The sequence below is a fragment of the Nocardia carnea genome, assembly GCF_029868325.1.
GTDB classification, from domain to species: domain Bacteria; phylum Actinomycetota; class Actinomycetes; order Mycobacteriales; family Mycobacteriaceae; genus Nocardia; species Nocardia carnea_C.
This window is the reverse complement of sequence record NZ_JARWNW010000151.1, coordinates 25,273-46,939: the sequence shown is the minus strand read 5'-3', so window position 1 is coordinate 46,939 and position 21,667 is coordinate 25,273. Positions and strand designations below refer to the sequence as shown.

Annotated in this window: 25 protein-coding genes; 10 read left to right on the top strand and 15 right to left on the bottom strand. The window is 67.3% G+C overall.

Features of this window, described 5'->3' with window-relative positions:
- Positions 1–21 precede the first annotated feature (21 nt).
- A complete protein-coding gene (locus tag QH196_RS11140; RefSeq protein WP_280415686.1) occupies positions 22–774 on the bottom strand; it encodes a TetR/AcrR family transcriptional regulator in 753 nt (250 codons plus the stop codon).
- A gap of 54 nt (positions 775–828) precedes the next feature.
- Between QH196_RS11140 and QH196_RS11135 the strand changes: the two genes are divergently transcribed.
- Positions 829–2,286 (top strand): MFS transporter, encoded by a 1,458-nt coding sequence (locus QH196_RS11135; RefSeq protein ID WP_280415685.1) that lies wholly within the window; start codon positions 829–831, stop codon positions 2,284–2,286.
- Between the two features lie 172 nt (positions 2,287–2,458).
- Here the strand turns inward: QH196_RS11135 and QH196_RS11130 are convergent, their stop codons facing one another.
- From QH196_RS11130 to QH196_RS11105, 6 genes are all read right to left on the bottom strand, one after another.
- On the bottom strand, positions 2,459–2,683 hold the full coding sequence (locus tag QH196_RS11130; RefSeq protein ID WP_280415684.1) for an MmpS family transport accessory protein: 225 nt from the start codon (positions 2,681–2,683) through the stop codon (positions 2,459–2,461).
- Positions 2,684–2,693: 10 nt separating this feature from the next.
- Positions 2,694–3,020 carry an MmpS family transport accessory protein gene (locus tag QH196_RS11125; RefSeq protein ID WP_280415683.1) on the bottom strand — a complete coding sequence of 109 codons (327 nt, stop codon included), beginning with the start codon at positions 3,018–3,020 and terminating at the stop codon, positions 2,694–2,696.
- Positions 3,021–3,083: 63 nt separating this feature from the next.
- Positions 3,084–3,275, bottom strand: coding sequence for a hypothetical protein (locus tag QH196_RS11120; protein WP_280415682.1), 192 nt, complete (start codon positions 3,273–3,275; stop codon positions 3,084–3,086).
- Positions 3,236–3,958, bottom strand: coding sequence for a serine/threonine-protein kinase (locus QH196_RS11115; RefSeq protein WP_280415681.1), 723 nt, complete (start codon positions 3,956–3,958; stop codon positions 3,236–3,238). The genes QH196_RS11120 and QH196_RS11115 overlap by 40 nt, the downstream gene beginning before the upstream one ends.
- Positions 3,959–4,291: 333 nt before the next feature.
- Entirely contained in the window at positions 4,292–5,152 is an 861-nt protein-coding gene (locus QH196_RS11110) for an HpcH/HpaI aldolase/citrate lyase family protein (RefSeq protein ID WP_280415680.1), read from the bottom strand.
- Between the two features lie 40 nt (positions 5,153–5,192).
- Positions 5,193–6,230: a LacI family DNA-binding transcriptional regulator gene (locus tag QH196_RS11105; protein ID WP_280415679.1), complete on the bottom strand. Its 1,038-nt coding sequence runs from the start codon at positions 6,228–6,230 to the stop codon at positions 5,193–5,195.
- 153 nt (positions 6,231–6,383) lie between these two features.
- Here QH196_RS11105 and QH196_RS11100 point away from each other — a divergent pair, with 153 nt between their 5' ends.
- From QH196_RS11100 to QH196_RS11080, 5 genes are all read left to right on the top strand, one after another.
- Positions 6,384–7,418 (top strand): asparaginase, encoded by a 1,035-nt coding sequence (locus tag QH196_RS11100; protein WP_280415678.1) that lies wholly within the window; start codon positions 6,384–6,386, stop codon positions 7,416–7,418.
- Between the two features lie 30 nt (positions 7,419–7,448).
- Complete coding sequence (locus tag QH196_RS11095; RefSeq protein ID WP_280415677.1) at positions 7,449–8,345, top strand: nitrilase family protein; 897 nt, start codon at positions 7,449–7,451, stop codon at positions 8,343–8,345.
- Positions 8,346–8,369: 24 nt separating this feature from the next.
- Entirely contained in the window at positions 8,370–9,614 is a 1,245-nt protein-coding gene (locus QH196_RS11090) for a hypothetical protein (RefSeq protein WP_280415676.1), read from the top strand.
- Between the two features lie 101 nt (positions 9,615–9,715).
- Positions 9,716–10,675, top strand: a complete 960-nt coding sequence (locus tag QH196_RS11085; RefSeq protein ID WP_280415675.1) for an endonuclease/exonuclease/phosphatase family protein — start codon at positions 9,716–9,718, stop codon at positions 10,673–10,675.
- 171 nt (positions 10,676–10,846) lie between these two features.
- On the top strand, positions 10,847–11,629 hold the full coding sequence (locus QH196_RS11080) for a polysaccharide deacetylase family protein (RefSeq protein ID WP_280415674.1): 783 nt from the start codon (positions 10,847–10,849) through the stop codon (positions 11,627–11,629).
- A gap of 69 nt (positions 11,630–11,698) precedes the next feature.
- Here the strand turns inward: QH196_RS11080 and QH196_RS11075 are convergent, their stop codons facing one another.
- Positions 11,699–12,034, bottom strand: a complete 336-nt coding sequence (locus QH196_RS11075; RefSeq protein WP_280415673.1) for a cupin domain-containing protein — start codon at positions 12,032–12,034, stop codon at positions 11,699–11,701.
- A gap of 71 nt (positions 12,035–12,105) precedes the next feature.
- Between QH196_RS11075 and QH196_RS11070 the strand changes: the two genes are divergently transcribed.
- Positions 12,106–13,041 (top strand): helix-turn-helix domain-containing protein, encoded by a 936-nt coding sequence (locus QH196_RS11070; RefSeq protein WP_280415672.1) that lies wholly within the window; start codon positions 12,106–12,108, stop codon positions 13,039–13,041.
- A gap of 27 nt (positions 13,042–13,068) precedes the next feature.
- Here the strand turns inward: QH196_RS11070 and QH196_RS11065 are convergent, their stop codons facing one another.
- Positions 13,069–13,332 carry a helix-turn-helix transcriptional regulator gene (locus tag QH196_RS11065; protein WP_280415671.1) on the bottom strand — a complete coding sequence of 88 codons (264 nt, stop codon included), beginning with the start codon at positions 13,330–13,332 and terminating at the stop codon, positions 13,069–13,071.
- 75 nt (positions 13,333–13,407) lie between these two features.
- On the opposite strand from QH196_RS11065, the gene map reads away from it, so the two are divergent.
- A complete protein-coding gene (gene map / locus QH196_RS11060; RefSeq protein WP_280415670.1) occupies positions 13,408–14,175 on the top strand; it encodes a type I methionyl aminopeptidase in 768 nt (255 codons plus the stop codon).
- A gap of 272 nt (positions 14,176–14,447) precedes the next feature.
- Here map and QH196_RS11055 read toward each other — a convergent pair whose 3' ends face one another.
- From QH196_RS11055 to QH196_RS11035, 5 genes are read right to left on the bottom strand one after another with little or no spacing between them, the layout of a single operon-like run.
- Positions 14,448–15,824 carry a metallopeptidase TldD-related protein gene (locus QH196_RS11055; RefSeq protein ID WP_432279471.1) on the bottom strand — a complete coding sequence of 459 codons (1,377 nt, stop codon included), beginning with the start codon at positions 15,822–15,824 and terminating at the stop codon, positions 14,448–14,450.
- A 20-nt stretch (positions 15,825–15,844) separates the two neighbouring features.
- Entirely contained in the window at positions 15,845–17,395 is a 1,551-nt protein-coding gene (locus QH196_RS11050) for a TldD/PmbA family protein (protein WP_280415696.1), read from the bottom strand.
- Between the two features lie 55 nt (positions 17,396–17,450).
- On the bottom strand, positions 17,451–17,924 hold the full coding sequence (locus tag QH196_RS11045) for a peroxiredoxin family protein (RefSeq protein ID WP_280415668.1): 474 nt from the start codon (positions 17,922–17,924) through the stop codon (positions 17,451–17,453).
- Positions 17,925–17,941: 17 nt separating this feature from the next.
- The gene (locus QH196_RS11040; RefSeq protein ID WP_280415667.1) at positions 17,942–18,481 is read right to left on the bottom strand and encodes an RNA polymerase sigma factor; all 540 of its coding nucleotides are present in this window, start codon (positions 18,479–18,481) and stop codon (positions 17,942–17,944) included.
- Positions 18,459–19,094 (bottom strand): TetR/AcrR family transcriptional regulator, encoded by a 636-nt coding sequence (locus QH196_RS11035; protein WP_280415666.1) that lies wholly within the window; start codon positions 19,092–19,094, stop codon positions 18,459–18,461. The genes QH196_RS11040 and QH196_RS11035 overlap by 23 nt, the downstream gene beginning before the upstream one ends.
- 7 nt (positions 19,095–19,101) lie before the next feature.
- Between QH196_RS11035 and QH196_RS11030 the strand changes: the two genes are divergently transcribed.
- On the top strand, positions 19,102–19,329 hold the full coding sequence (locus QH196_RS11030) for a hypothetical protein (protein ID WP_280415665.1): 228 nt from the start codon (positions 19,102–19,104) through the stop codon (positions 19,327–19,329).
- A 27-nt stretch (positions 19,330–19,356) separates the two neighbouring features.
- Here the strand turns inward: QH196_RS11030 and QH196_RS11025 are convergent, their stop codons facing one another.
- Positions 19,357–20,127, bottom strand: a complete 771-nt coding sequence (locus tag QH196_RS11025) for a TSUP family transporter (protein ID WP_280415664.1) — start codon at positions 20,125–20,127, stop codon at positions 19,357–19,359.
- 352 nt (positions 20,128–20,479) lie between these two features.
- Here QH196_RS11025 and QH196_RS11020 point away from each other — a divergent pair, with 352 nt between their 5' ends.
- A complete protein-coding gene (locus QH196_RS11020; protein WP_280415663.1) occupies positions 20,480–21,649 on the top strand; it encodes a sensor histidine kinase in 1,170 nt (389 codons plus the stop codon).
- Positions 21,650–21,667 lie beyond the last annotated feature (18 nt).

Sequence of the window (21,667 nt, the reverse complement as noted above, 5' to 3'; positions counted from 1 at the left end):
CGGTGACGGTCCGGAACAGTCTCACGCCGGTCCGGTGGTGCCGGCTTCGCGGGACACCGTATCGACGTCCGGTTGCGTACGCAGCCGGTTTTCCAGCCCGTCCAGCACGCAGACCAGCCCGAAGTCGAAGCCGACTGCCTGACCGATCGTCGAATCCTCGGGCATCACGGTGTGGTAGTCGGCGCGCATTTCCGGATAGTCCGCGGCCAGCTCGTCCAGGGTTTCCAGCACATCGGCGCCCCGAACCGGGCCGGCATGCGCCTTCTCCATGGCGATGATCGGAACGACCTGGCCGAGAACGTAACTGTTCACCGTGCCGCCCGCGAGATACACATCCAGCTCACGGAAACCGGCCTCGTGAAATATCCGGCGCAGTTGTTCGCCGAGCCGGAATGCCCGGGGCCCGAAACTCGGGAGCCGGCCGATGAGGGCGGCCGCCCACGGGTGGGCGAGTAGGACGGCCCGCAGGTTGTAGGCGTAGGTGGTGAGCGATTCGCGCAGGTCGCCCGGCTTGTCCAGCCCGCCTCCCTCGCCGGCCAGGCCCCAGAACTCGTCGAGTGCGAGCTCGAGCAGCTCGTCCTTGTTCGCCACATGCCAGTACAGGCTGGTGGCGCCCGCGCCGAGGCGTGCGCCGAGTTTGCGCATGCTCAACGCCTCGAGGCCTTCTTCGTCCAGCAGCGCGATCGCTGCCTGCACGATCTGATCCCTGGTCAGGCCCGACGACCGAGGTTGCCGGGATGCGCGGGTCCATACGGAGTCGAACTTCTTGGCCACAAGTCGATCCTAGCCCCGCTCGCACAATGTTCGATCTGGTCGTACAGTGTGCGAGTGGAATCGAACACTGTACGAGACCCGCGCCGGTGGCTGATCCTCGCGGCGCTGTGCCTATCCCTGCTGGTGCTCATGATCGACAGCACCGTGCTCAATATCGCGATCCCCTCACTGATCCGTGAGCTGGATGCCACCCCCGCCGATATCCAGTGGATCCTCGACTCCTACGTCCTGGTCTTCGCCGGCCTGCTGCTCACCGCCGGGAGCCTCTCGGACCGGTTCGGGCGCCGGCGGATGCTGATCCTCGGTCTGGTCGTGCTGGCGGTGGGGTCGCTGGCGGCGGTGGTGGCCACCGAGCCGTGGCAGCTGGTGGCCGCCCGCGCGGTGATGGGCCTCGGCGGGGCGCTGCTCATGCCCTCGACGCTGTCCATTCTGATGACCACCTTCGACGAGACCGAACGCCGGATGGCCCTGGCCGCCTGGTCCACCGTGTCGATCCTCGGTATCGTCGCCGGACCCGTCCTGGGCGGTCTGCTACTGGAGCACTACTGGTGGGGATCGGTGTTCCTGCTCAATATCCCGGTGGCCGTCCTGGCCATCGTGGCCGCCCTGGCCCTCATGCCCGAAACCACCGGCGAACAACGCCCCATCGACCTGGTGGGCGTGGTGCTGTCGGTGGTCGCCCTGGGGTCCACGGTCTACCTGATCATCGAGCGCGAGTGGAATATCGCGGGCCTGGCGCTCGCGATCGCGTCGACGGTCGCGTTCGTGCTGTGGGAGCGGCGGCAGGAACATCCGATGCTGCCGCTGGGCCTGTTCGCCAACCGGGATTTCACCGGCACCTGCGCCACGGTGCTGCTGATGGTGTTCGGGATGGGCGCGGTGATGCTGATGCTCACCCAGTACCTGCAATTCGTCCTCGGCTACGGGCCCATGAAGGCGGGGCTGGCGCTGCTGCCGTATGCCCTCGCCGGGGCGGTGTTCAACGGTGTCGGCGCCACCCTGGGCAAGAACCTGCCGAACAAAACCCTCATCGTCTCCGGTCTGGCTGTGATGGCCGTGGCGTTCACCGTCCTCGCCATCGGCGACGGGTATCTGTGGGTACTGGTGAGCATGCTGGTCATGGGTATCGGCGGCGGCCTGGCCGGGCCGGCCGCCTACACCGCCATCATGAACACCATTCCGCTGCGGCACGCGGGCGTGGGCTCGGCGCTCAACGACACACTGCAGCAGGTGGGTATGGCCCTCAGTATCGCGATCCTGGGCAGCGTGCTGGCCGGTGTGTTCACCGATCGGATGCCGGCCGGGGCCCCGGCGGCAGCGCGGGAGTCCATCGGCGCCGCCTTCGAACTCGGCTACGCCGACGTCGCGAAATCGGCCTTCACCGATGCGGTCTCGGTGGGCGCGTGGGTGAGTGCCGGGTTCAGTCTCGCGGCCGCGCTATTGGGCCTGATCCTGCTGCGCTCGCGTCCGGTGCCTGCCGATCATCGCGAACCGGTGGCCGTATCGGACTGAGCGCAGTCGGCTGCCGGGCTCGTCGCCACCGCGGCCACCGGCCACTGTGACCGGCCGGGATCACGATCACCGCGCAACTCCTCGAAAGTCGGGCGGTGATCGTTCTACCGGCCGCCGGGCCACCGTCGAACAACGACCTTGGAACGCTGCCTCGCGCACCTCACCGTGCTGTTCAGCCGCCGGCCAGCCAGCCCTGGCAGGTGACTATCGCGTTCGTTCCGCGCGCCACGTTCTCGGCCCGGACCGCGCCGTCGACTTTGATACGGCAGGTGACCTCGGCCCCCTTCGTCATGGCAATCAAATTCACCTGGGGCAGATCGCCGTTCTTCACGGTCGTCTGCCACGGTGCGGGGACGTTCTGCAGCCGCTGAAATGTATTGCCGTCGGTATAGGACACCGAACTCAACTCACGTCGGAAACCAATTCGTACGTGATATCGGCCTGGCCCTCGGCCGGCGCCGGACCGAGCGGTGCCGGGGTCCGGCCGCGCACCGGGCCGCCGAGTACTGTCCGGTCGCGGTCTTCTCATCTTTCACCTCGCCGTTCACCGTGATCCGGCAGCCGGCCTCATTACCCTTGGTGATCACACTGACATGCGCCAGAACGACGGACGAATATGCCTGGAACGTGAGGCTCCACGGCACCTCCGCGTTGAGGATCTGCTGCGCCTGGCCCTTGGCGTCGACGTAACTCAGCACCGTGGCATCCGCATCACCGGTCACCTCGTAGGTCACCGCGGTGTCGGTGGGTTGCTGCTCGGGTGCGGGCGTCCCGGACGCCGCGGCAGCAGTGGCCGGCTAGGACGGCGACATATCAGGTGCGGGTGTACCGGCCGAACCCGTGTTCAGCGCGTACAAGACGCCGGTGCTCACGCCGATCAGCGCCAGGATCAACGGGAGAACCAGGAGCCATTTCCGGCCGGAACGCTGACGCCGCGGCCGGAATTCGGTCACCGCCGTGGAGGTCGGGTAGTGGGTACTCCCGGGCATCGCCGGGACCGTGACCGCGGTATTCGACCGGTCCCGTTCGGCAGCCTCGAGAACCGATCGGGCGGCCGCGACCATGGCGCCGCACGAGGGGAACCGGTCGTGCGGTTGCTTGGCAAGAGCGATCGCGAACACATCGTCCAAGGCCGAGGCAGTCCGGCACGTATCGCGCTACTGCGGGGTGGCGGGTGAATCAGGTGCGCGGTCACCAGGGTGCCGGTGTTGTCGGCGTCGAACGGTGGCCGGCCGGTGAGCAGATGGAACAGGGTGCACGCGAGCGAATACTGGTCCGACGCCGGACCCGCGGGCACCCCGGACAGCACCTCCGGCGCGGCGTAACGGACGGTCGCCACCAGTGCGCCCGTCTCCGTCAATGCGGTGGATTCGGCGACAGCCTTGGCGATCCCGAAATCGCCGAGCAGGACATGCTCCTGCAGAGTGCCGTGCGGAAACGCGGAGATATCGGCGGCGCGCAGCAGAATATTCGCTAATTTCACATCACGGTGCACCAACCCGGTGGCATGCGCATGATCCAGGGCATCGGCCGTACCCGCCGCGATGCGCAGGGCCCGGCCGATGGGCAGCGCTCCGTCGCGGACCGCCCGGCCCGCATCGGTACCGGCGACGTACTGCATCGCGATCCACAGGACGCCGTCGGAACTGCCCCGATCGTGCACGGCCACCACATGGGGATGATCCAGTCGCGCCGCGATCTCGGCCTCACGTTCGAACGTGCGCGGAAACCCGGATCCGCGGTGAACGAAGGGTGCAGCAATTTGAGTGCGACCGTGAGCGGCAAACGTGGATGCCGAGCCGCGTAGACGCTCCCCATGCCGCCCGCCCCGAGCAACCGCTCGATATGGTAACCGGCGAATACGGTCCCCGGCGGCAGCGGTCTCACGGTTCGTACAGTAACCCAGCAGCGCCCCGCCGGCATTCGGCAGTACTGTCCTCGGGGCCCCGGTCAGCGGGAGGAGGGGAGGGCACGGTTGGGTGCTGTGCGGGGGCTCCGCACCCGATCAACGCGTTGGATCGATGTACTGATGCTTCCATCCGAGGTATTCGAGTGCGTGGTCGACCTCGAGGATCCGATGTGCCCGGGCCAGCGCCGGACGGTCGCTGCCATCCTGAATTCCGCTACCGTCGGCGCCGAGTTCGGCGACGACGGCCGTCGCCCAGGCGACCTCGTCGGCATCCGGACTCAGCGTTCGGTTGGCCACTTCTGCCTGACGTTCGTGCAGGCACAGCTTTCCGGTCATACCCATGTCCGCGGTGAGACGCGCGGCGACCTGGAGCTGTCCGTGATCGTCGGATATGCATGGTCCGTCGATGGGCGCGGCGATACCGGCGACCCTGCTGGCCACAACCAGCTGCGAACGGGCGAATGCCAATGCGATGGCGCTGTCGCCGGATCCGGTGTCCCTGCGGAAGTCGCCGCTGCCGAAGGCGATTCGTACCACGCCGTGCGTTTCGGCGATTTCCGGCGCATACGCGAGGCCGCGAGCGGATTCGACCAGGGCAATAACGGGGAGTTCACGCCCGAGCGCAGCGACAGTGTCGGTGATCTGGCCGGCCGATTCGGTCTTGGCCAGCATGACGCCCTCGAGGCCCGGGGCACGCTGCAGACCTGCCAGATCCTGCTCCCAGAATTCGGTCGACCGACTGTTCACCCGAACCCATGCGCGACCGTTCTCGAGCCAGGAGCCGGCGACCTCGCGAGCCATCTTCTTGCGCCCCTCGGGAATCCCGTCCTCGATATCGATGACGACGATGTCGGCGGCAGACGCGGACGCTCGTGTCAGTGCCTTCGGATCCGTCGCAGGAATGAGCAGCCATGAGCGGGCCAGAGCCCACGGTGCTACCGCATATGTAGTCGTCACGGATTCCCTTCAGCGAATGTTTGTGGTTACGGGTGGAAAGTCAAGAGCCGGGCGCGTCACCGGTGGCGGGATCCGTGCTCTCCCTGACCGAGAGCGTGGGAGTCAGGCGCCTGGACTCGACAGGGCCGCCATTGATCTGCTGCACGAGCATCTCCATGGCTTCCTGGCCCATCCGCTGCATCGGCGACCGGACCGAGGTCAACGGAATCGGAAGTTCACCGGCCAACGGGGTGTCGTTGTATCCGACGATCGCGATATCGCGTCCGGCGCCGAGTCCCGCGGCGCGGATTGCTCCGAGCGCACCGATCGCCGCGAAATCGTTGACGGCGAAGATTGCGGTCGGGCGGGGTGACTCTGCCAGGACCCGCTGAGCTGCCTCACGTCCGCCGCCGACATCGAAAGCCGACTGGGCAATCCGGCCCGCCGGAATCGGATGGCCTGCCGCGCTGAAGGTCTCGACGAATCCCGCGACTCGATCGACGGCTGTACTCGCGTAATTCTCACCGGCGATGATCGCGACATCCCGATGCCCCAGCCCCAGCAGATGCTGCGCCGCGATGCGACCACCTTCGTAGTCGTCACACGTGACGGCGGGATGAGCCCCGGAGTGGCGGCTCACCAACACGAATGGGATCTGACGATCGGACAGCGAGTCGAGGAGTGAGTCCTCGACTCGCGCGTCCCCGAGGATCAGCCCGTCCACGCGCCGGGCAAGAAACATCTCGACCCCGGCCTGCCGCTCGCGGTCGCGGTCGAGGGTGTTGGCCACGAAGGTCTGGAAGCCGAGCCTGCGGGCGGCATCGTCGATGCCCTCGTAGATCGTGGCCAGCACGATATCGGTCAGTTTCGGGACGAGCACGCCGGCGAGGTTGCTTCTACTGGTGCGAAGTCCCGCGGCATGCGGGTTGCGTGCAAAGCCGAGTTCGTCCGCGATACGGCGGATACGGCGCATCGTTTCCTCGGACGCCACCCGGACTCCGGGCCGCAGACTGGGCGATAAGGCGCGCGACGCGGTCGACACATGCACGCCGGCCAACTCGGCGACTGTCCGGAGAGTCGGTCGTCCGGAATCGTCCAAGTGGGGGAGCTCCTGCGCGCCGGATTGCAACCGAACACCACCTTCCGGAACTGATCTGACTACCGAGAACGGCCACCGCAATACCCGGGCATTGCCGTGATCCATGTTGCTGGGTATATTAGCACAAACGTTTGGCGCAAACGATTGGGCAAAATGCGAACAGTTGTTGTGATCACCACGGGCGGCACGATCGCCAGCACTGCCGACGAGCGTGGCGTCAAGGCTGCCACGACATCGGGGGCTGCCCTGCTGGCCGTCTCACCGTCACACGCCGGGGTCGAGACCCGCGTGGTCGAGGCGATGACGGTCAACAGCTATGCCATGACGTTTGCAGATATGGACCGTGTGAACGCCGAAGTCGGAGCAGCGTTGGCGGACCCCACGACCTGCGGGATCGTGGTCACCCACGGGACGGACACCATGGAGGAGACGGCGATGCTCGTCGATTGCTTCCACGCCGACCCACGGCCGGTCGTTTTCACCGGCGCGCAACGCAGCTTCGACGATCCGGCCGGAGACGGTCCCCGCAATCTCGGTGACGCCGTCGCGGTCGCCGCATCGATGGACGCGCGCGGCCTCGGAGTGCTCGTGGCCTTCGACGGGATCGTCCACGCGGCACGCGGTACTCGCAAGGTGCACAACAGCGCGACCGCGGCATTCTCGGACCTGGATCACGGTCCCGTGGGAACCGTGGTCGACGGCACCGTCCGAGTGCATACCAAGCTCCGGCGCGCGCGGACGGCGCTGAGCACGCCGGTTTCGCTCTCCGGCCTGCGGGTGGACATCGTCGCGATCTACCCCGGCGCCGATCGCACAGCGATCGACGCCCATGTACGTGCCGGTGCGCACGGCATCGTTTTGCAGGCCACCGGATACGGCAATGCGAACGCGGACGTCGCCGATGCTGTCGCCGACCATGTGCGCGCAGGAATCCCCGTGTTGCTGTCGTCTCGGGTATCCGCGGGTCCCATCCGGCCCGTCTACGGAGGCGGCGGTGGGGCCGCCGATCTGGTCGCCGCGGGGGCTGTGCCGACCGGCCTGCTCCGGCCGAGTCAGGCGCGCGTCCTCCTTGCCGCCCTGCTCGCCGCCGGCGCCGACTCGACCGCCATTGCCCGGGCCTTCGCTGCGGAACCCGAGCGCTACACAGATGTCCGGACCGAGGCCGCCGCCTCCCTCGGTGGCAGCTGACCCCATTCCATTCACCTGCAAGGAGAGTTCATGCGTTCACCGACCCGCCCCGCCGTCAGCGCGATCCGCGCCGCCGCCATCCAGTTCGATCCCCAGGTCGGACTGGACAACAAGGACAACAACATTGCCGAGACCCTGCGACTGATCGCGGACGCGGCGGCGAACGGCGCCCGGCTGATCGTACTGCCGGAGCTGGCCGGCACCGGGTACTCGTTCGATACCCGCGAGGAGGCGTATGCCCACGCCGAGCCCGTCCCGGCCGGCCCGGCGTGTGCGGCCTGGATCGATGCTGCGCGTAAGCACAACGCCTACATAGTCGCCGGGGTCGCCGAACTCGACGGTGTCGCGATGTACGACACCGCGGTATTGATCGGCCCCGACGGTTTCATCGGCAAGTACCGCAAGACACACCTGTGGAACCGCGAGAAGCTGATCTTCACCCCGGGTGATTCCTACCCGGTCTTCGATACGAAGATCGGGCGGATCGGGCTGCTGATCTGCTGGGACATCTGGTTCCCCGAGGTCGCCCGAATCCTCGTTGCGCAGGGCGCCGACGTCATCTGTTCGGTCAACAACTGGGTGTTCACCCCACCGCCATTGTTCGACGACGCCGGCCGCTGCATGGCCTCGTACCTCACGATGTCCGCCTCACATGTCAACAATGTCCCGATCGTCGCAGCCAATCGAGTCGGCGAGGAACGTGGCGGGAAGTTCCTGGGCTGTTCGTTGATCACCGGTGTCAACGGCTGGCCGGCCGGCGCCATCGCCGACGCGGAGTCGGAAACCATTCTCTACGCGGACCTCGACATCGTCGAGTCCCGTTCCGCTGTCGTCTGGAACGAGCTCAACGATCTTCCCCGAGACCGCAGGACCGACCTGTACGACACCCTGCTGGGTTACACCGGCGGAAAGCCCGCTGCTCGCTAGGCGACGGCATTCGAAGAGCTACCCATGACCGCCTCAGACCTGCAGCGAACGACTGCCGCGCCGGTGCCTGCGCCGTCGCCACGCCGAGAACTGGCGCTTCCCGGCCTTCTCCTCGGCGGAGCAGCGATGGTCGGCGCCTTCGGGCTCCTTGCCGTCGCGCTCTCCGCGATTTCCCCTCATCTGGGCACCGGTGGCCCCAGTTACGCCGAATGGCTGACCAGCCTGCCCAACGATCCTGTGGCCAGGATCCAGTGGTTCCTGGGCGATATCACCGAACCGCAGTTCTACAAATCCTGGACCGCCTCGCTCGGATTGCTGCTCGGCGCCGCTATCGCGTGGTGGGCCGGTGCCCGGTGCAAACGCTGGGCGGGAACGCCGATCTCCTACGGCAGCGGCTTGTGGCCATGGATCCTGGGCTCGGCCGCACTGAGCCTGTTGTTGTCGAACGTGGCTTTCGGTTGGCTACTCGACGAAGGCTGGCAACCAACGTTCGTCCCCTTCGTCTGTGTAGCGACATCGGTGGTGCTCGTCTACGGACGCGGCTGGCCGGTGTTCTTCACCGGCGCCCTCCTCGGCGTCCTCACCACGCCCGTCGCGATGCTCCTCATCGAATTCGTCACCGGGCCGCCCGGCCTTCCCGATGTCGTGGCGAACACCGCCGCGATGTCCATCGGGGCCGCAATGGCATTCGTCGTGAGCCGGTATCTGCCATGGATGAAACGCCCGGTTCCACAGGCCCAGACCGACGACGACCAGGGACCGGCCGATGTCGCCGACGTTCCCGGACGTTCGCCCACGGTCCGGACCGACGCAGTGTGGATGATCCGGCGAGTACTCACCGATTTCACCGAAACCCAGTTCTACGCCAACGAACTCGCCAGCCTCGGCGTCATCCTGGGCGTCGTGCTCGCGGTACTCCTGAACCCGATGTTCCCGAGCTACGGAACCGAACTGCTGCCACATATCCTGTTCGCGCAGGCATTGACCTCGACGATCGGGATCATCGTCTGGCGGCACCTGTACCGGGGCGGAGGCTGGGCCCCGACCTACATCTCGGTCGTCTCGGTTGCTCCTGCGACCGTGCTGGCCTACAACGGCAGCATGCTTTCGATCGCGCTCGGTGCAGCGGCGGGCGCCCTGCTCTGCCCGGTGATCGCCCGGCCGATATCCCAGCGTCTCCCGGCCGATTTCCACCCCTTCATCGGAAACACGATCTCGATGGCGGTGTCCACGTCCCTGATCGTCCCAGCAGTAGGGCTCCTGACCTGACCCGCTACCTCAGAGGTACCTCGGCGGGCGTTTCCCGGCTGCTGAGGCGGGCGTAAGACCGCGGAAAGGATTTCACAACCGCAGCGGATAGGTTGACCGGTATGAGGCATGGGGTGTTCCGCCGGATACTGCTCGGCGCGGGGTGGTGTGCGCTGCTCGCCGCGCTGGCCGGTATCGTGCTCTACCTGGGCGGCTGGCAGCGGCGCGAGTTCATCCTGCTCGCGTCCGGGGCGACCTACCTGATGCTCGGTGCATTGGCGGCGCTGCTGTTGTTCCTGTTCGCCCGAGGCTGGCGCAGCGCCGTCGCGGCCGGAATCGTGCTGACCGGTGTGCTGTGGACGCAGGTCCCGCTGTACGTGCCGGACAGCAACGCCGCCACCGGGACCGAACTGACAGTCCTGCAGACGAACCTGCTGTTCGGCGGTGCCGATACCGGTGCGGTCGTCGCGGCCGTCCGGGAACAGCAGGTCGATGTCCTCACGGTCGACGAACTCACCCCGGATTCGGTCTCGAGGCTGACGACTTCAGGTATCGACTCACTGCTCCCGTACCACTACCTCGACCCGGGCCTCGGGGGCGGCGGAACCGGTATCTACAGCCGGTTCCCGCTGTCGGATACGGTCCGCCACCAGGAATTCGTCATGGCCAACCTGTCTGCCACGCTCACTCATCCCGCACTCGGTCCGGTCACGATTTTCGCGTTCCATCCGCTGCCCCCGAATATCGACCACAGGGTGTGGCTGAAGGAATTAGCTGCTGCCGCAACCATTCTGGAGGCCACTGACGGACCGGCGGTCGTCGGCGCCGATTTCAATGCCACCAGCGATCACGCTGCCTTCCGCAAGCTCGTGAGCGGCCGTTTCGCTGCCGCGGCCGAACAAGCAGGCGCGGGCAGGATGCTCACCTATCCGAACGGCCGATCCTGGGGCCCGGTGATCGGTATCGATCACATCCTGGTGGCGGAGGGAACCACCGACCATATAGAAACCTTCACCATTCCCGGTTCGGATCATCGGGCCGTGCTGGCCCGGCTCCGGCTGTCGGCCCGATCTGCCGCCTGAGCGACCTGGGTAAGTGCCCGGTGGAGGCCGCGCGCAGACGGCCTCACCTGCGTGGCGATTCGCGGGATTCACTGCCTGCGCCGGTAGAGTGCCGATCGCATATCAGCAGGTCGGTAGGTCTTCTCGGTAGCGCGATGCGATGTGATCGGGGTGGCGATGGACAGGCGGTCTATGTTGTCGATGCTAGCTGCGGGGACGGCGATGGCGCTGACCGGATGCAGTGCGGCGCAGGGTGATCCCGCGGCCGCGGAGGTCCCGGATGCGCCGGAGGCGGCCGGGCAGGCGCCGGTTCGTCCGGCGTTGCTTCCGGGCCCGCCCGGTGGGCCGAAGACGGCCATACCGCCCGCCACCATTACGGCGCTGCCGGGACCGGGGAGTTGTATGGCGCTCACCGTGGACGACGGCGCGAGCGAGGAAGTCGTCGGCGCGTACATCGATTTCGCGAAAGACACCGGGGCGCGGTTCACCTTTTTCGTTACGGCCTATTACCCGGCGTGGACAGCGCATCGCGACGAACTCCGCCCGCTGGTGGAATCCGGGCAGATCCAGCTGGCCAACCACACCTGGGATCACGCCGATCTGACCGCGCTGTCCGAATCGGCGGTGGCCGACGAATTGTCCCGATGCAAACTCTTCCTGCGCAACACATTCGGTATCGACGGAAGCCCCTACTATCGGCCGCCGTTCGGCCGGCACAATGCGACCGTGGACCGGATCGCCGCCGACCTCGGCTATACCGTGCCGGTGATGTGGTACGGGTCGCTGTCGGATTCCGGGCTCATCACCGAGCAATATCTGGTCGAATGCGCGCGTAAATACTTCAATCCGCAGACGATCGTCATCGGGCACGCCAACTTCGCGCCCGTCACCCGCTGCTACGGGCAACTGGTGGACATCATCCGAGAACGCAATCTGTCGCTGGTGACGCTCGACGATGTACTCACCGTCGCCTGAGGGAACTCAGGGAATGCGCACTGGTGGTGCGGGCGGGAAGGTGACGGGCGGCCGGGGTGTGGTCGCGGTCTAGCCCTCCGGGTAGAAGACGAACAGTGTGCAGCCGGTCGTGGTGGCCGGTACATGCCACGATCCGGCGGGGGCATGCAGGAAAGTGCCCGCCGGATAATCGCGGGCGCCGTCGTTGAACGTGCCCGCGACCACGTAGACCTCTTCGGGGCCGGGCTCGTGGATATCGCGGTGCGGCCAGGACGTGCCGGGGTCCATTTCCAGTACCTGAGCGTGGGCGTCGGACGGTCCGCGCCACAGTGGTCGCTGCCGGATTCCGGGGAACAGTTCACGCACCGGGGCATCGGTCACGGCCGATGACGTGTAGCCGGGCTGGGTGAGGATCTCGGAGTGCATAGGGTCCACAGTGCCGCGGGAGTCGGAGCACGGAAAGTGTCCCGAATGACACTATGGGGTACTTTTCTGCCATGCATCGTGTGGTGGCCTTGGTGCGGCCGGTGCAGTCGACGTTCGAACTCGGCTGCGCCGTGGAAGTGTTCGGGACCGTCCGGGAGGGGGTGCCGCAGTACTACGAGTTCGAGGTCTGCACGGAAGTCCCCGGGCAGGTGCCGACGACGGCCGGATATGCGATATCGGTCGACCGGGGCCTGGGCGCACTCGCCCATGCCGATACCGTGCTCATCCCCGGGTGGTCTCCGGTCGAGGCGCCGCTGTCCGCACCGGTGCGACGCGCGCTGGTGCGGGCGCACGCCCGTGGGGCACGGCTGGTGACGATCTGCTCCGGAGTGTTCGCGCTGGCCCGCACCGGGCTGCTGGACGGGCGGTCGGCTACCACGCACTGGGCGCGGGCCGCGCAACTCGCGCAGGAATTCCCGCGAATCCGGGTGGAGCCGGATGTGCTCTACGTCGACCACGGCGATATCGCCACCAGCGCGGGGGCCGGCGCGGGGATCGACCTGTGTTTGCATCTCGTCCGGAAGGACCACGGTGCCGCGCATGCCGCTCTTCTCGCACGGCATATGGTGATGCCGCCGCATCGTGAAGGCGGCCAGGCGCAGTACGCACCGCCGCCACCGCCCGGGGATGCGCTCGACGGGCTCCTCGAATGGGCCGGTGAACGGCTGGGGTCGTCACTGTCGGTCGGTGATATGGCGTCATATCTGAGTGTTTCGCAGCGAACCCTGGCCCGGCGCTTCGCCGACCGGCTGGGTATCAGCCCGGGCGCGTGGCTGCTGGCGCGCCGGGTTGTCGAGGCTCGCACACTGCTCGAGGAAACCGATCTCCCGGTGGAGGCGATAGCTGTCCGTGTCGGGCTCGCCTCGGCGGTCAACCTGCGCCGCCGCTTCCGCGCCCAGGTCGGCACCACTCCCGGCGCCTACCGGCGGGCTTTTCGGATGGGCTGAGGCTGCCCGCCGCCTCTTCGGAATCGATCAGGCGGATTCGGCGAGTTTGTCTGCGGTCCAGATTCCGGCGAGCTCGTCGAGCGGTAGTTGCAGGGCCCGGCTCAGCGAGACCACCGTGCCGAAACTGGGGGAGGGCAGGCGGCCGGTTTCGATTTTGCGCAGAGTTTCCGGGGAGATGCCGGCGGAGCGGGCGACCTCGCCGAGGTCGCGGTCGGCGCGGGCGGTCCGGATCCGGACACCGAGGCGGCGGCCGGCTTCGATCTGGGCGGGGGTCAGGGGGAGGCGGACCATGGACCTCAGCTTAGAAGTGGTATTAAAGTACCGCAAGGGTTGGTATTGAAATACCGGTGATCGATGGAGGTTGTGATGGTGGAGCTGAAAACGCCCGAGGAGATCGAGCAGATGCGGGTGACGGGGGAATTCGTGGGGCAGACCCTGGCCGAACTGCGTGCGAAGGCAGCGATCGGGGTGAATCTACTCGAGCTGGAAAGGATTGTGCGGGATAGGATCCGGGAGCGGGGCGCGCAATCCTGCTACTGGGACTATTCGCCGTCGTTCGGGCGTGGGCCGTTCCGCAATACGGTGTGCCTGTCGGTCAACGATGCCGTCCTGCACGGGTTGCCGTTCGACTACGCACTGCGCGACGGCGATGTGCTGACCATGGACCTGGCGGTGAGTATCGACGGGTGGGTGGCCGACGCCGCCACCACCGTCATCGTCGGCACACCCGACCCCGAGGATCAGCGCCTGGTCCAGGCCACCGAAGAAGCCCTTGCGGCGGCGATCGAGGCAGCGCAGCCCGGTAAGCGGATCGGCGATATCTCGGCCGCGATCTCCGCCGTCGCCCGCTCCCACGGCTATCCGGTGAACACCGAATTCGGTGGTCACGGACTCGGGCGCACCATGCACGAGGACCCGCACGTCGCCAACCACGGCCGGGCGGGCCGCGGATTCCCGTTGAAACCCGGGCTGACCATCGCGATCGAACCGTGGTTCGCGAAAACCACCGACCGGATCGTCACCGACCCCGACGGCTGGACCATCCGCTCGGCGGACGGATCACGCACCGCGCATTCCGAGCACACCATCGCGATCACCCCGGACGGGCCGCAGGTGCTCACCCTCGCCGATTGATCGGGCGCGGCGACTGCACGCCCACCGCGAAATCATCGGTATGCCGATGAACGCCGAGGCAGGGGCGCCAGGACCGCCGGACCGACCTCGCGGGCCGACCATCACGCCGATCGGCTCGTGCGCCCCGGGGCGCGCACGATCGGTTCGAGCTGTGATCCGCGCGCCGAGAGGTAACCGGTCGCTGTGGCGCTGCCGGTCCGCTGCCCTCGGCAGGCCGTTCCCTCGTCTGCGGAGCGGTCGTGATCGAAGTCGAGCGACTCGATCCGAGGAACTCAGGTCGCCTGGCTCACCGAGGACATGTGGAAATCCGGGATACGCAGTGGCGGCATGGCCGTCCGGGTGAACCAGTCCTTCCATTCGCGGGGCAGTGTCTGCTCGGTCGCCCCGGCTTCGGTGGCCCGGCGCAGCAGATCCAGCGGGCTCTCGTTGAAGCGGAAATTGTTCACCGCCGCGGTCACCTCCCCGTCCTCCACCAGATACACCCCGTCGCGGGTGAGCCCGGTGAGTAGCAGGGTGGTGGGGTCGACTTCGCGGATGTACCAGAGCGTGGTGAGCAGCAGACCGCGTTCGGTGCGGGCGATCATCTCGTCGAGGCTCGCCGCCGAACCGCCGGTGAGCAGCAGATTCTGCACCGGAACCGTGGGGGAGGTGGCGTAGTCGGCGGCGGTGGCGCGCGGATACACCAGATCGGCGATCGCGCCGTCGCGGAGCCAGTCGGCGCGCTGCGCGGCCATCCCGTTGTCGAAGACCGACACCGTTTCCGAGGACGCCTGGGTGGCCACGAACGGCAGGCATTCGAGGCCGGGCGCGGCGGGGTCGGAGCTGAGGGTCAACGGGATATCGGTGAGTCTCTCCCCGATTCGTGTACCACCCGGGGCGGCGAACGCCGTATGGCCCTCGTGCGCGCCGCGGCCCTCCATCGACCAGTACATATAGATCAGCAGATCGGCGACCGCCGACGGTGGCAGCAGGGTTTCGTACCGCCCCGCCGGCAGCTGCACCCGCCGCGCCGACCAGTCGAGTCGCCGAGACAGTTCGCCGAGCAGGCCGGGAGTGTCCACATCACGGAAATCCGTGGTCCCGGCGCCCACCCAGGCGCTGGCCAGATCCGCGCCGTCGCCGCGTTTCCCGTTGATCTCCACCGACCCGGTGGGCTGGGTGTAGCGGCGGCGGATACCGGTGGAGGTGCCGAGCCAGGTGGTGTGCACCTGATGATGCGCGAAACCGTAGAGCCGGTCGGCGCCGTCGAACCCGGCGGCCAGATCGGCGGCCAGACCGGAGAATACTTCGATACCGGTGCCCGCGCCCGGCTGCTCCCAGTCCGGGGCCGAACCCTGCGCGTCGAGCAGCGGCATGGCGTCGCGGGCGGGTTCGGCGGCCGCGGCGGCGTCTTCGCTCGCCCGCACCACCGCCTCGATATCGGCGGGATCCACGCTGGTGGAAGCCACACTGCCCACCCGCGCCGACCGCGGACCGTCGCGCAGTACCGAGATCACCGACCAGCGCCGCGCCACCGAAGTGCCGTTGGTGGTCATGGAATTACCGGCCCAGCGCAACGACGCCTCGGCTTCGTCGGTGACGATCACCATCGCCTCGTCGGCCCGCGACAACCCGAGCGCCCGCTCGACCACCGCGTTCGCGGGCAGCACCCCCGCACCCGTCAGTGCCGTCATTGCCCCGCCTCCGTCCGCGTATTGAGCACATTCACGCCGCGCACCAGAACCGACGGGCAGCCGTGACTGACGGCCGCCACCTGCCCCGGTTGCGCTTTACCGCAGTTGAATGCGCCACCCAGCTGCCAGGTCGACGGGCCACCGACCGCCTCCATCGAACCCCAGAAATCCGTGGTGGTGGCCTGATAGGCCACATCGCGGAGCTGTCCGTCCAGTTCGCCGTTGCGGATCCGGAAGAACCGCTGGCCGGTGAACTGGAAGTTGTAGCGCTGCATATCGATCGACCAGCTCTTATCGCCCACGATGTAGATACCGTCGGTGACCCGCGAAATCAGTTCCTGCGTAGTGGTGTCGCGCTGCGGGTCCGGTTGCAGGGACACATTCGCCATCCGCTGGATCGGCACATGATGCGGGGAATCGGCGTAGGAACAGCCGTTGGACCGCGCCAAACCGAGGCGGGGAGCGAACACGCGATCGAGCTGATATCCCACCAGGACGCCGTCGCGCACCAGATCCCAGCGCTGCCCGGCCACCCCGTCGTCGTCGTAGCCGACGGATGCCAGACCGTGCCGCTGCACCCGGTCGGCGGTGACATGCATCACCGGCGTTCCGTACTGCAGTGTGCCGAGGAGATCCGGCGTCGCGAACGAGGTGCCGGCATAAGCGGACTCATAGCCGATGGCGCGATCGTATTCGGTGGCGTGCCCGATGGATTCGTGAATGGTCAGCCACAGATTGGTGGGGTCGATCACCAAATCGGTCGGGCCCGGCGTCACGGTCGGGGCCTTCACCTTCTCGGCCAGCCACTCCGGGATCCGGCTCAGCTCCGTATGCCAATCCCACACACCGTCCGCGCCGGTGACATATTCCCAGCCGCGCCCGACCGGCGGCGCCAGCGTCCGCATGGTCTCGAACGCGCCGGACGCGGTATCGACCGTGATCGCCTCCAGCTGAGGTTGCAGGCGCACCCGCTGCTGGATGACCGCCGAACCCGCGGTGTCGGCGTAGTAGGTCTGTTCCTTCACCTGCAACAGGGTCGCGGTGACGTGATCGACGCCGTCGGCGGCCGATAAACGGCCCGAATAGTCCTGCAGCAGGGCTACTTTGTCGGCGGCCGGGATCGTGAAGGGATCGATTTCGTAGGCCGAGACCCAGCGCGCATTGTCGTAGCGGGGTTCGTCCGCCAGGGCGACCCGCTCCCGGTTCAGCGCCCGCAGGCTCGTCGCGACGGTCACCGCGGACCGCGCGACCTCCGCGGCGGTCTCCGGAGTCAAGACCGCATGCGAGGCGAAACCCCAGGTGCCGTCCACGATGACCCGTACCGCGAAACCCAGTTCCACGGTATCGGTCAACGCCTCCACCCGGCCGTCCCGCAACCGGATCGACTGTGTACACAGCCGGTGCACCCGCAGATCCGCATGCTCGGCACCCGCCGCGCGGGCCGCGGACAGCGCCGCATCGGTCAGACTCCGTAGCGGTAGATCCGCGAATTCGGGATCGATATCGTGCCCGGAAGTGTGCCCGCCGGGTTCGGTGGACGTCGCCATGTTCACCCCGACCAACTTACCCAACCGCGGAACATTCCCGGCGACTGCTCGATCGTCACATCATCGTGCGGCTGCGCAAGGAATCGATGGCGGCGGCGAGGCCTTTCTTGCCGTAACTGTTGAGGGGCAGGGTGGCACCGTGAGCGTGCCGGACGATGCCGTCGACGTCGACGAGGACGGTGCCGGACTGCTGGATCGAACCGAAGACTTTACGAGTGAGTCCGATCGATTCGTGAGGGCCGGCCGCTGCGCCGGACAAGACGGGGAACGGGATACCACGCTCGGTCTTCCATTCCAGACCCGGACCGCGGCCCTCGGGCACCACAACAGCGACATGGATATTGCTGTCGTCGAACCTGTCTTGCTGAGCAACGAGATCGCGAACGTGCCGGTTGCAGAGAGGGCACGATGTGGACCGCATGAAATACAGGAGAACGTTGTGCACGCCGCGGTGCCGGGACAACCGCCAGGCCTGCCCGGTGGTGTCTTCGAGTTCGAGGTCGGGTGCGGGGGATCCGGAGATGAGCATGGGAACTTCCCTTCGGTTCACTGAGTAGGGCGCAGGTCGTGCCGGATCGCGGCGCGTGCGCGATGCAACTGCGATTTCATTGCGGCGGTGCTCAGTCCGAGGGCATCGGCTGTCGCACGTCCGGGGTAGCCGAGCACATCGCGCATGATCAGGACTCGGCGCTGGAGATCCGGCAGGGCGCTGATCGCCTGTGTGAGCCGGTCGGCGTCGAGGCGGCGCAGGACCTCGTCCTCGGCGGAGGCGACGATCTCCGCGGCGGCGTCCACGATATGCGGCCCACCGTCGAACACGTATCGGGCGCGACGCAGGCATTCGTTGCGAACGATGCGGAACATCCACGACGCGAGAGCCGCCGTGGCATTCAGGGTGCCGATCTTGCGATACAACGTGATCAAGGCCTCCTGCGCGGCGTCCTCGGCATCGGCCGGCGACGCGCACAGATGCTGTGCGAACCGCCGTACATGCGGATGGGCCCCGTGCACGATCGCCGAGATCGCTTCCGGATCGCCGCGCTGGGCCGCTCGGACAAGCTGTTCACCGGCCCAGCCACGGTCCACGCCCCCACCTCCTCGACGATCTGCCGAAGCGGCCGGTGAGCGGGGCGCGCGGAATATCGCGCTGCTTCGTTTCGGTCGGACTCTCATAAGCATAAGAGCGTCCTCGACTGCGAAAGGATTCGAACCGAAGCGAAACGGCACCGGGATTGTCGGCGCCGGTGTCCGTCCGGGCGTACGCGGCACCGTGTTTGATCGCGATGATATTGGCGGTGGCCTGGTGCAGCGCCGCCAGCGGTGGGGCGGTGTGCGGGCGGGCCGCATCGACGGCTGCGTCCATCCGCCGCCACGCTTCGATCGCCATGGTGCGGATGAGTTCGTCGCGGCCGGCGAATCGGCGGTGCACGGTGGTTCGCGCGACCCCGGCTGCCTCGGCGATCTGCTCCAACGTCGCGTTCGGGTTCTGGCCGAGGACGCGTTCGGCGGCGTCGAGGATGGTGCGCACGGTGCGTTCGGCATCGGCGCGCAGTGGTCGCGCGGCAGCCACGGCGACGCGGTGGAGGTGGTGGTCCAGGATCTGACCGAACCCGGGGCCGACGAACAGGTCGTGACCGAACTTGCCGCGCGAGGTATCTCGATCGACGTGCTCGTCAACAACCCGCGATGCTGCGGTCACCGGCTCGATGGGCACGACATCCGAAGTCGTGCAGTCCTCGTTGCGGGCGCTGGCGCGTAACAAGGGGTATATCGTTCTCGGCCGCCAGAACTTCGCGGCCGCGCATCTGATGCCGCGGCGGCCGCGCACCCTGGTAGCCCGGATCGCGAAGCGGGTGACAGGGGTGGTCGCCGATGCGGCGGGATCCCACGGGCATCAGGACGTTTCGGGCCAGGGGGTCCGCGGCGCCGTATGACGGGATGACCGGCCGGGAATGCGGGGCTCAGCCGAACTGCTGCCAGCCCAGCCGGATCACCATCGCCACCACGACCACCAGCAGCACCACCCGCACGAATTCCGCACCCCGGGCCAGCGCCATCCGCGACCCCACCACCGCCCCCGCGATATTGGCCACGGCCATGGCCGCACCCAGTGCCCACAGCACGTGGCCGGTGAACCCGAAGAAGAGCAGGGCACCGATATTCGACCCGCAGTTGATCACCTTGGCCATCGCGGCGGCCCGCACGAACTCGGTACCCAGCAGGGTCGCGAACGTGATGATGAGAAAGGTGCCCGTGCCCGGGCCGAGCAGGCCGTCGTAGGCGCCGATCAGGCCGGCGGCCAGCGCGATCACCAGTATCGCCTTGCGGCGAGACGGCGGATGGGTCGCCAAGGTGATACCGATCGACGGCCGGGCCGTGACGAAAATCGCCACCCCCACCAGCACCACCAGCACGATCGGAATGAACAGATCGCGATCGATCAGGGAGACCGCTGCCGCGCCCGCCGCCGCGGTGACCGCCGCCAGCGCCGCGGCCGGAACCAGCAGTCGCCACTGCAGCGGAACCTTCCGTGCGAAGGTGACCGCCGCGGTCGCCGTACCGGCCACCGCGGCGAGTTTGTTGGTCCCCAGCGCGGTCTGCGGCGCGATCCCGGGCGCCACCAGCAGCAACATCGGCAGCACGATCAGGCCCCCACCACCCACCACCGCATCGACCCAGCCGGCCGCCGTCGCCGCGGACAACAGCACCACCCAGTCGGTGACCTCCGTCATGCGAACGGGCTATCGGCGGCAAAAAGGATTACGACCAGCGGAGACGGTGAGTGCACGACAAGCGAGGATATACAGCCGGGTCACCGGGAATGCGCGCGGACCAGCCCGGGCCGAGGCTACCCCGGGCTACCACGCCGACAGCGTGAAGATGTGCCAGTTCGACCAGGCCAGGAAATCGAGTATCGCACTCATGATCAAGCCTTCCAGTAGTGAGTTCGGCACAGATCAACCGTGAAGCTACGCAGCTGCGCCGCAAGATCGCCAGGCACGATCGCGCAACAGGTGATCTGGCCGGCAAGGTGCGGGACGTAGCTGCGGCAACCTGTCCGCTTCCCGGCTCTAGGCTGGGCTTGTGCGCCGATTCAGTTTGTGGCTTCGAGACAAACCTGTCGTCGCCGATTCCGCACTCGCACTGCTCCTGCTGATCTTCGATCTGATGATCGCCCGCGAGAGTGCGAATCCGGCGGCATTCCTGGTGTTCTCGGTGCTGCTCCCTTTGCCGATCGCCCTGCGCCGGGTCTATCCGCGGGCGATGGCGGTGACCTTCATGGTGCTGTCGTTCTGCACCAGCACCATCGGCTTCATCGTCGGTGACCCCACCCTGCACGCCGCGCTGCTCGGGCACGGGATCATGCTGTACACGCTCGTGGCGTATGTGGGGCGCCGCGAAGGTTTCTGGTACGCGCTGGCACTGGTCGCCGATACCGCCTACGGCATGGCGGTGGTGACCGGGTTCAAACTCAGCGATCTGGCGTTCGTCGTAATCTACTTCGCCTTCTGCTGGGTGCTGGCCGAGTTCGCGGGGGCGCGGCGCGCCTACGACGCCGAAGTGGCGGCCCGGCACGCCGTCGCCGAATCCGAGCGGGAGCGCCGCGCACACGACGCGGTCTCGGCCGAGCGCACCCGGATCGCCCGCGAGCTGCACGATGTGGTCGCGCACGCGGTGAGCGTGATGATCGTCCAGGCCGACGGTGCCCGCTATGCGCTGCGCACCGCCCCGGACACCACCGAACAGGCCCTGGTCACCATTGCCGGCACCGGGCGCGAGGCGCTGCGTGAGCTGCGCCGCACCGTCGCGTTGCTGCGCACCGAACACGCATCCGACCAGGTACCGCAGCACGGCACGGCGGGCCTGGCCAAAGTGGCGCAGCTCATGCGCGACGCGGGCCTGGCCGTCGAACTGGAACTGTCCGGTGAACTGGACGATCTCGCTCCCGAGGTCGGACTGGGTGTGCACCGCATCGTGCAGGAAGCGCTGACCAACACCCTCCGGCACGCCGGTGCCCATCCGAAGGCGTGGGTCCGGGTGCACCGGCACACCGGCGACGTCGAAATCGAGGTCACCGATTCCGGTGGGGTGCCGGTGCACCCGGAGACCCGGATCCAGGGCAGCGGCCTGGGTTTGGCAGGTATGCGGGAACGGATGGCGGTGCTCGGCGGCAGTCTGGAAGCTGGCCGGACACCGGAGGGTGCCTGGCGGGTGTATGCCCGGATCCCGCTGCCCGCACCGGATACGGAATAACGGGCTGTCCCCACTACA

Coding starts and splice junctions, on each gene's coding strand:
- QH196_RS11075 (WP_280415673.1), bottom strand. CDS start 12,034: ATGCACTCCGAGATCCTCACCCAGCCCGGCTACACGTCATCGGCCGTG.
- QH196_RS11025 (WP_280415664.1), bottom strand. CDS start 20,127: ATGACGGAGGTCACCGACTGGGTGGTGCTGTTGTCCGCGGCGACGGCG.
- QH196_RS11080 (WP_280415674.1), top strand. CDS start 10,847: ATGTTGTCGATGCTAGCTGCGGGGACGGCGATGGCGCTGACCGGATGC.
- map (WP_280415670.1), top strand. CDS start 13,408: ATGGTGGAGCTGAAAACGCCCGAGGAGATCGAGCAGATGCGGGTGACG.
- QH196_RS11095 (WP_280415677.1), top strand. CDS start 7,449: ATGCGTTCACCGACCCGCCCCGCCGTCAGCGCGATCCGCGCCGCCGCC.
- QH196_RS11065 (WP_280415671.1), bottom strand. CDS start 13,332: ATGGTCCGCCTCCCCCTGACCCCCGCCCAGATCGAAGCCGGCCGCCGC.
- QH196_RS11100 (WP_280415678.1), top strand. CDS start 6,384: ATGCGAACAGTTGTTGTGATCACCACGGGCGGCACGATCGCCAGCACT.
- QH196_RS11045 (WP_280415668.1), bottom strand. CDS start 17,924: ATGCTCATCTCCGGATCCCCCGCACCCGACCTCGAACTCGAAGACACC.
- QH196_RS11085 (WP_280415675.1), top strand. CDS start 9,716: ATGAGGCATGGGGTGTTCCGCCGGATACTGCTCGGCGCGGGGTGGTGT.
- QH196_RS11070 (WP_280415672.1), top strand. CDS start 12,106: ATGCATCGTGTGGTGGCCTTGGTGCGGCCGGTGCAGTCGACGTTCGAA.
- QH196_RS11090 (WP_280415676.1), top strand. CDS start 8,370: ATGACCGCCTCAGACCTGCAGCGAACGACTGCCGCGCCGGTGCCTGCG.
- QH196_RS11120 (WP_280415682.1), bottom strand. CDS start 3,275: ATGCCCGGGAGTACCCACTACCCGACCTCCACGGCGGTGACCGAATTC.
- QH196_RS11030 (WP_280415665.1), top strand. CDS start 19,102: ATGGGCACGACATCCGAAGTCGTGCAGTCCTCGTTGCGGGCGCTGGCG.
- QH196_RS11050 (WP_280415696.1), bottom strand. CDS start 17,395: ATGGCGACGTCCACCGAACCCGGCGGGCACACTTCCGGGCACGATATC.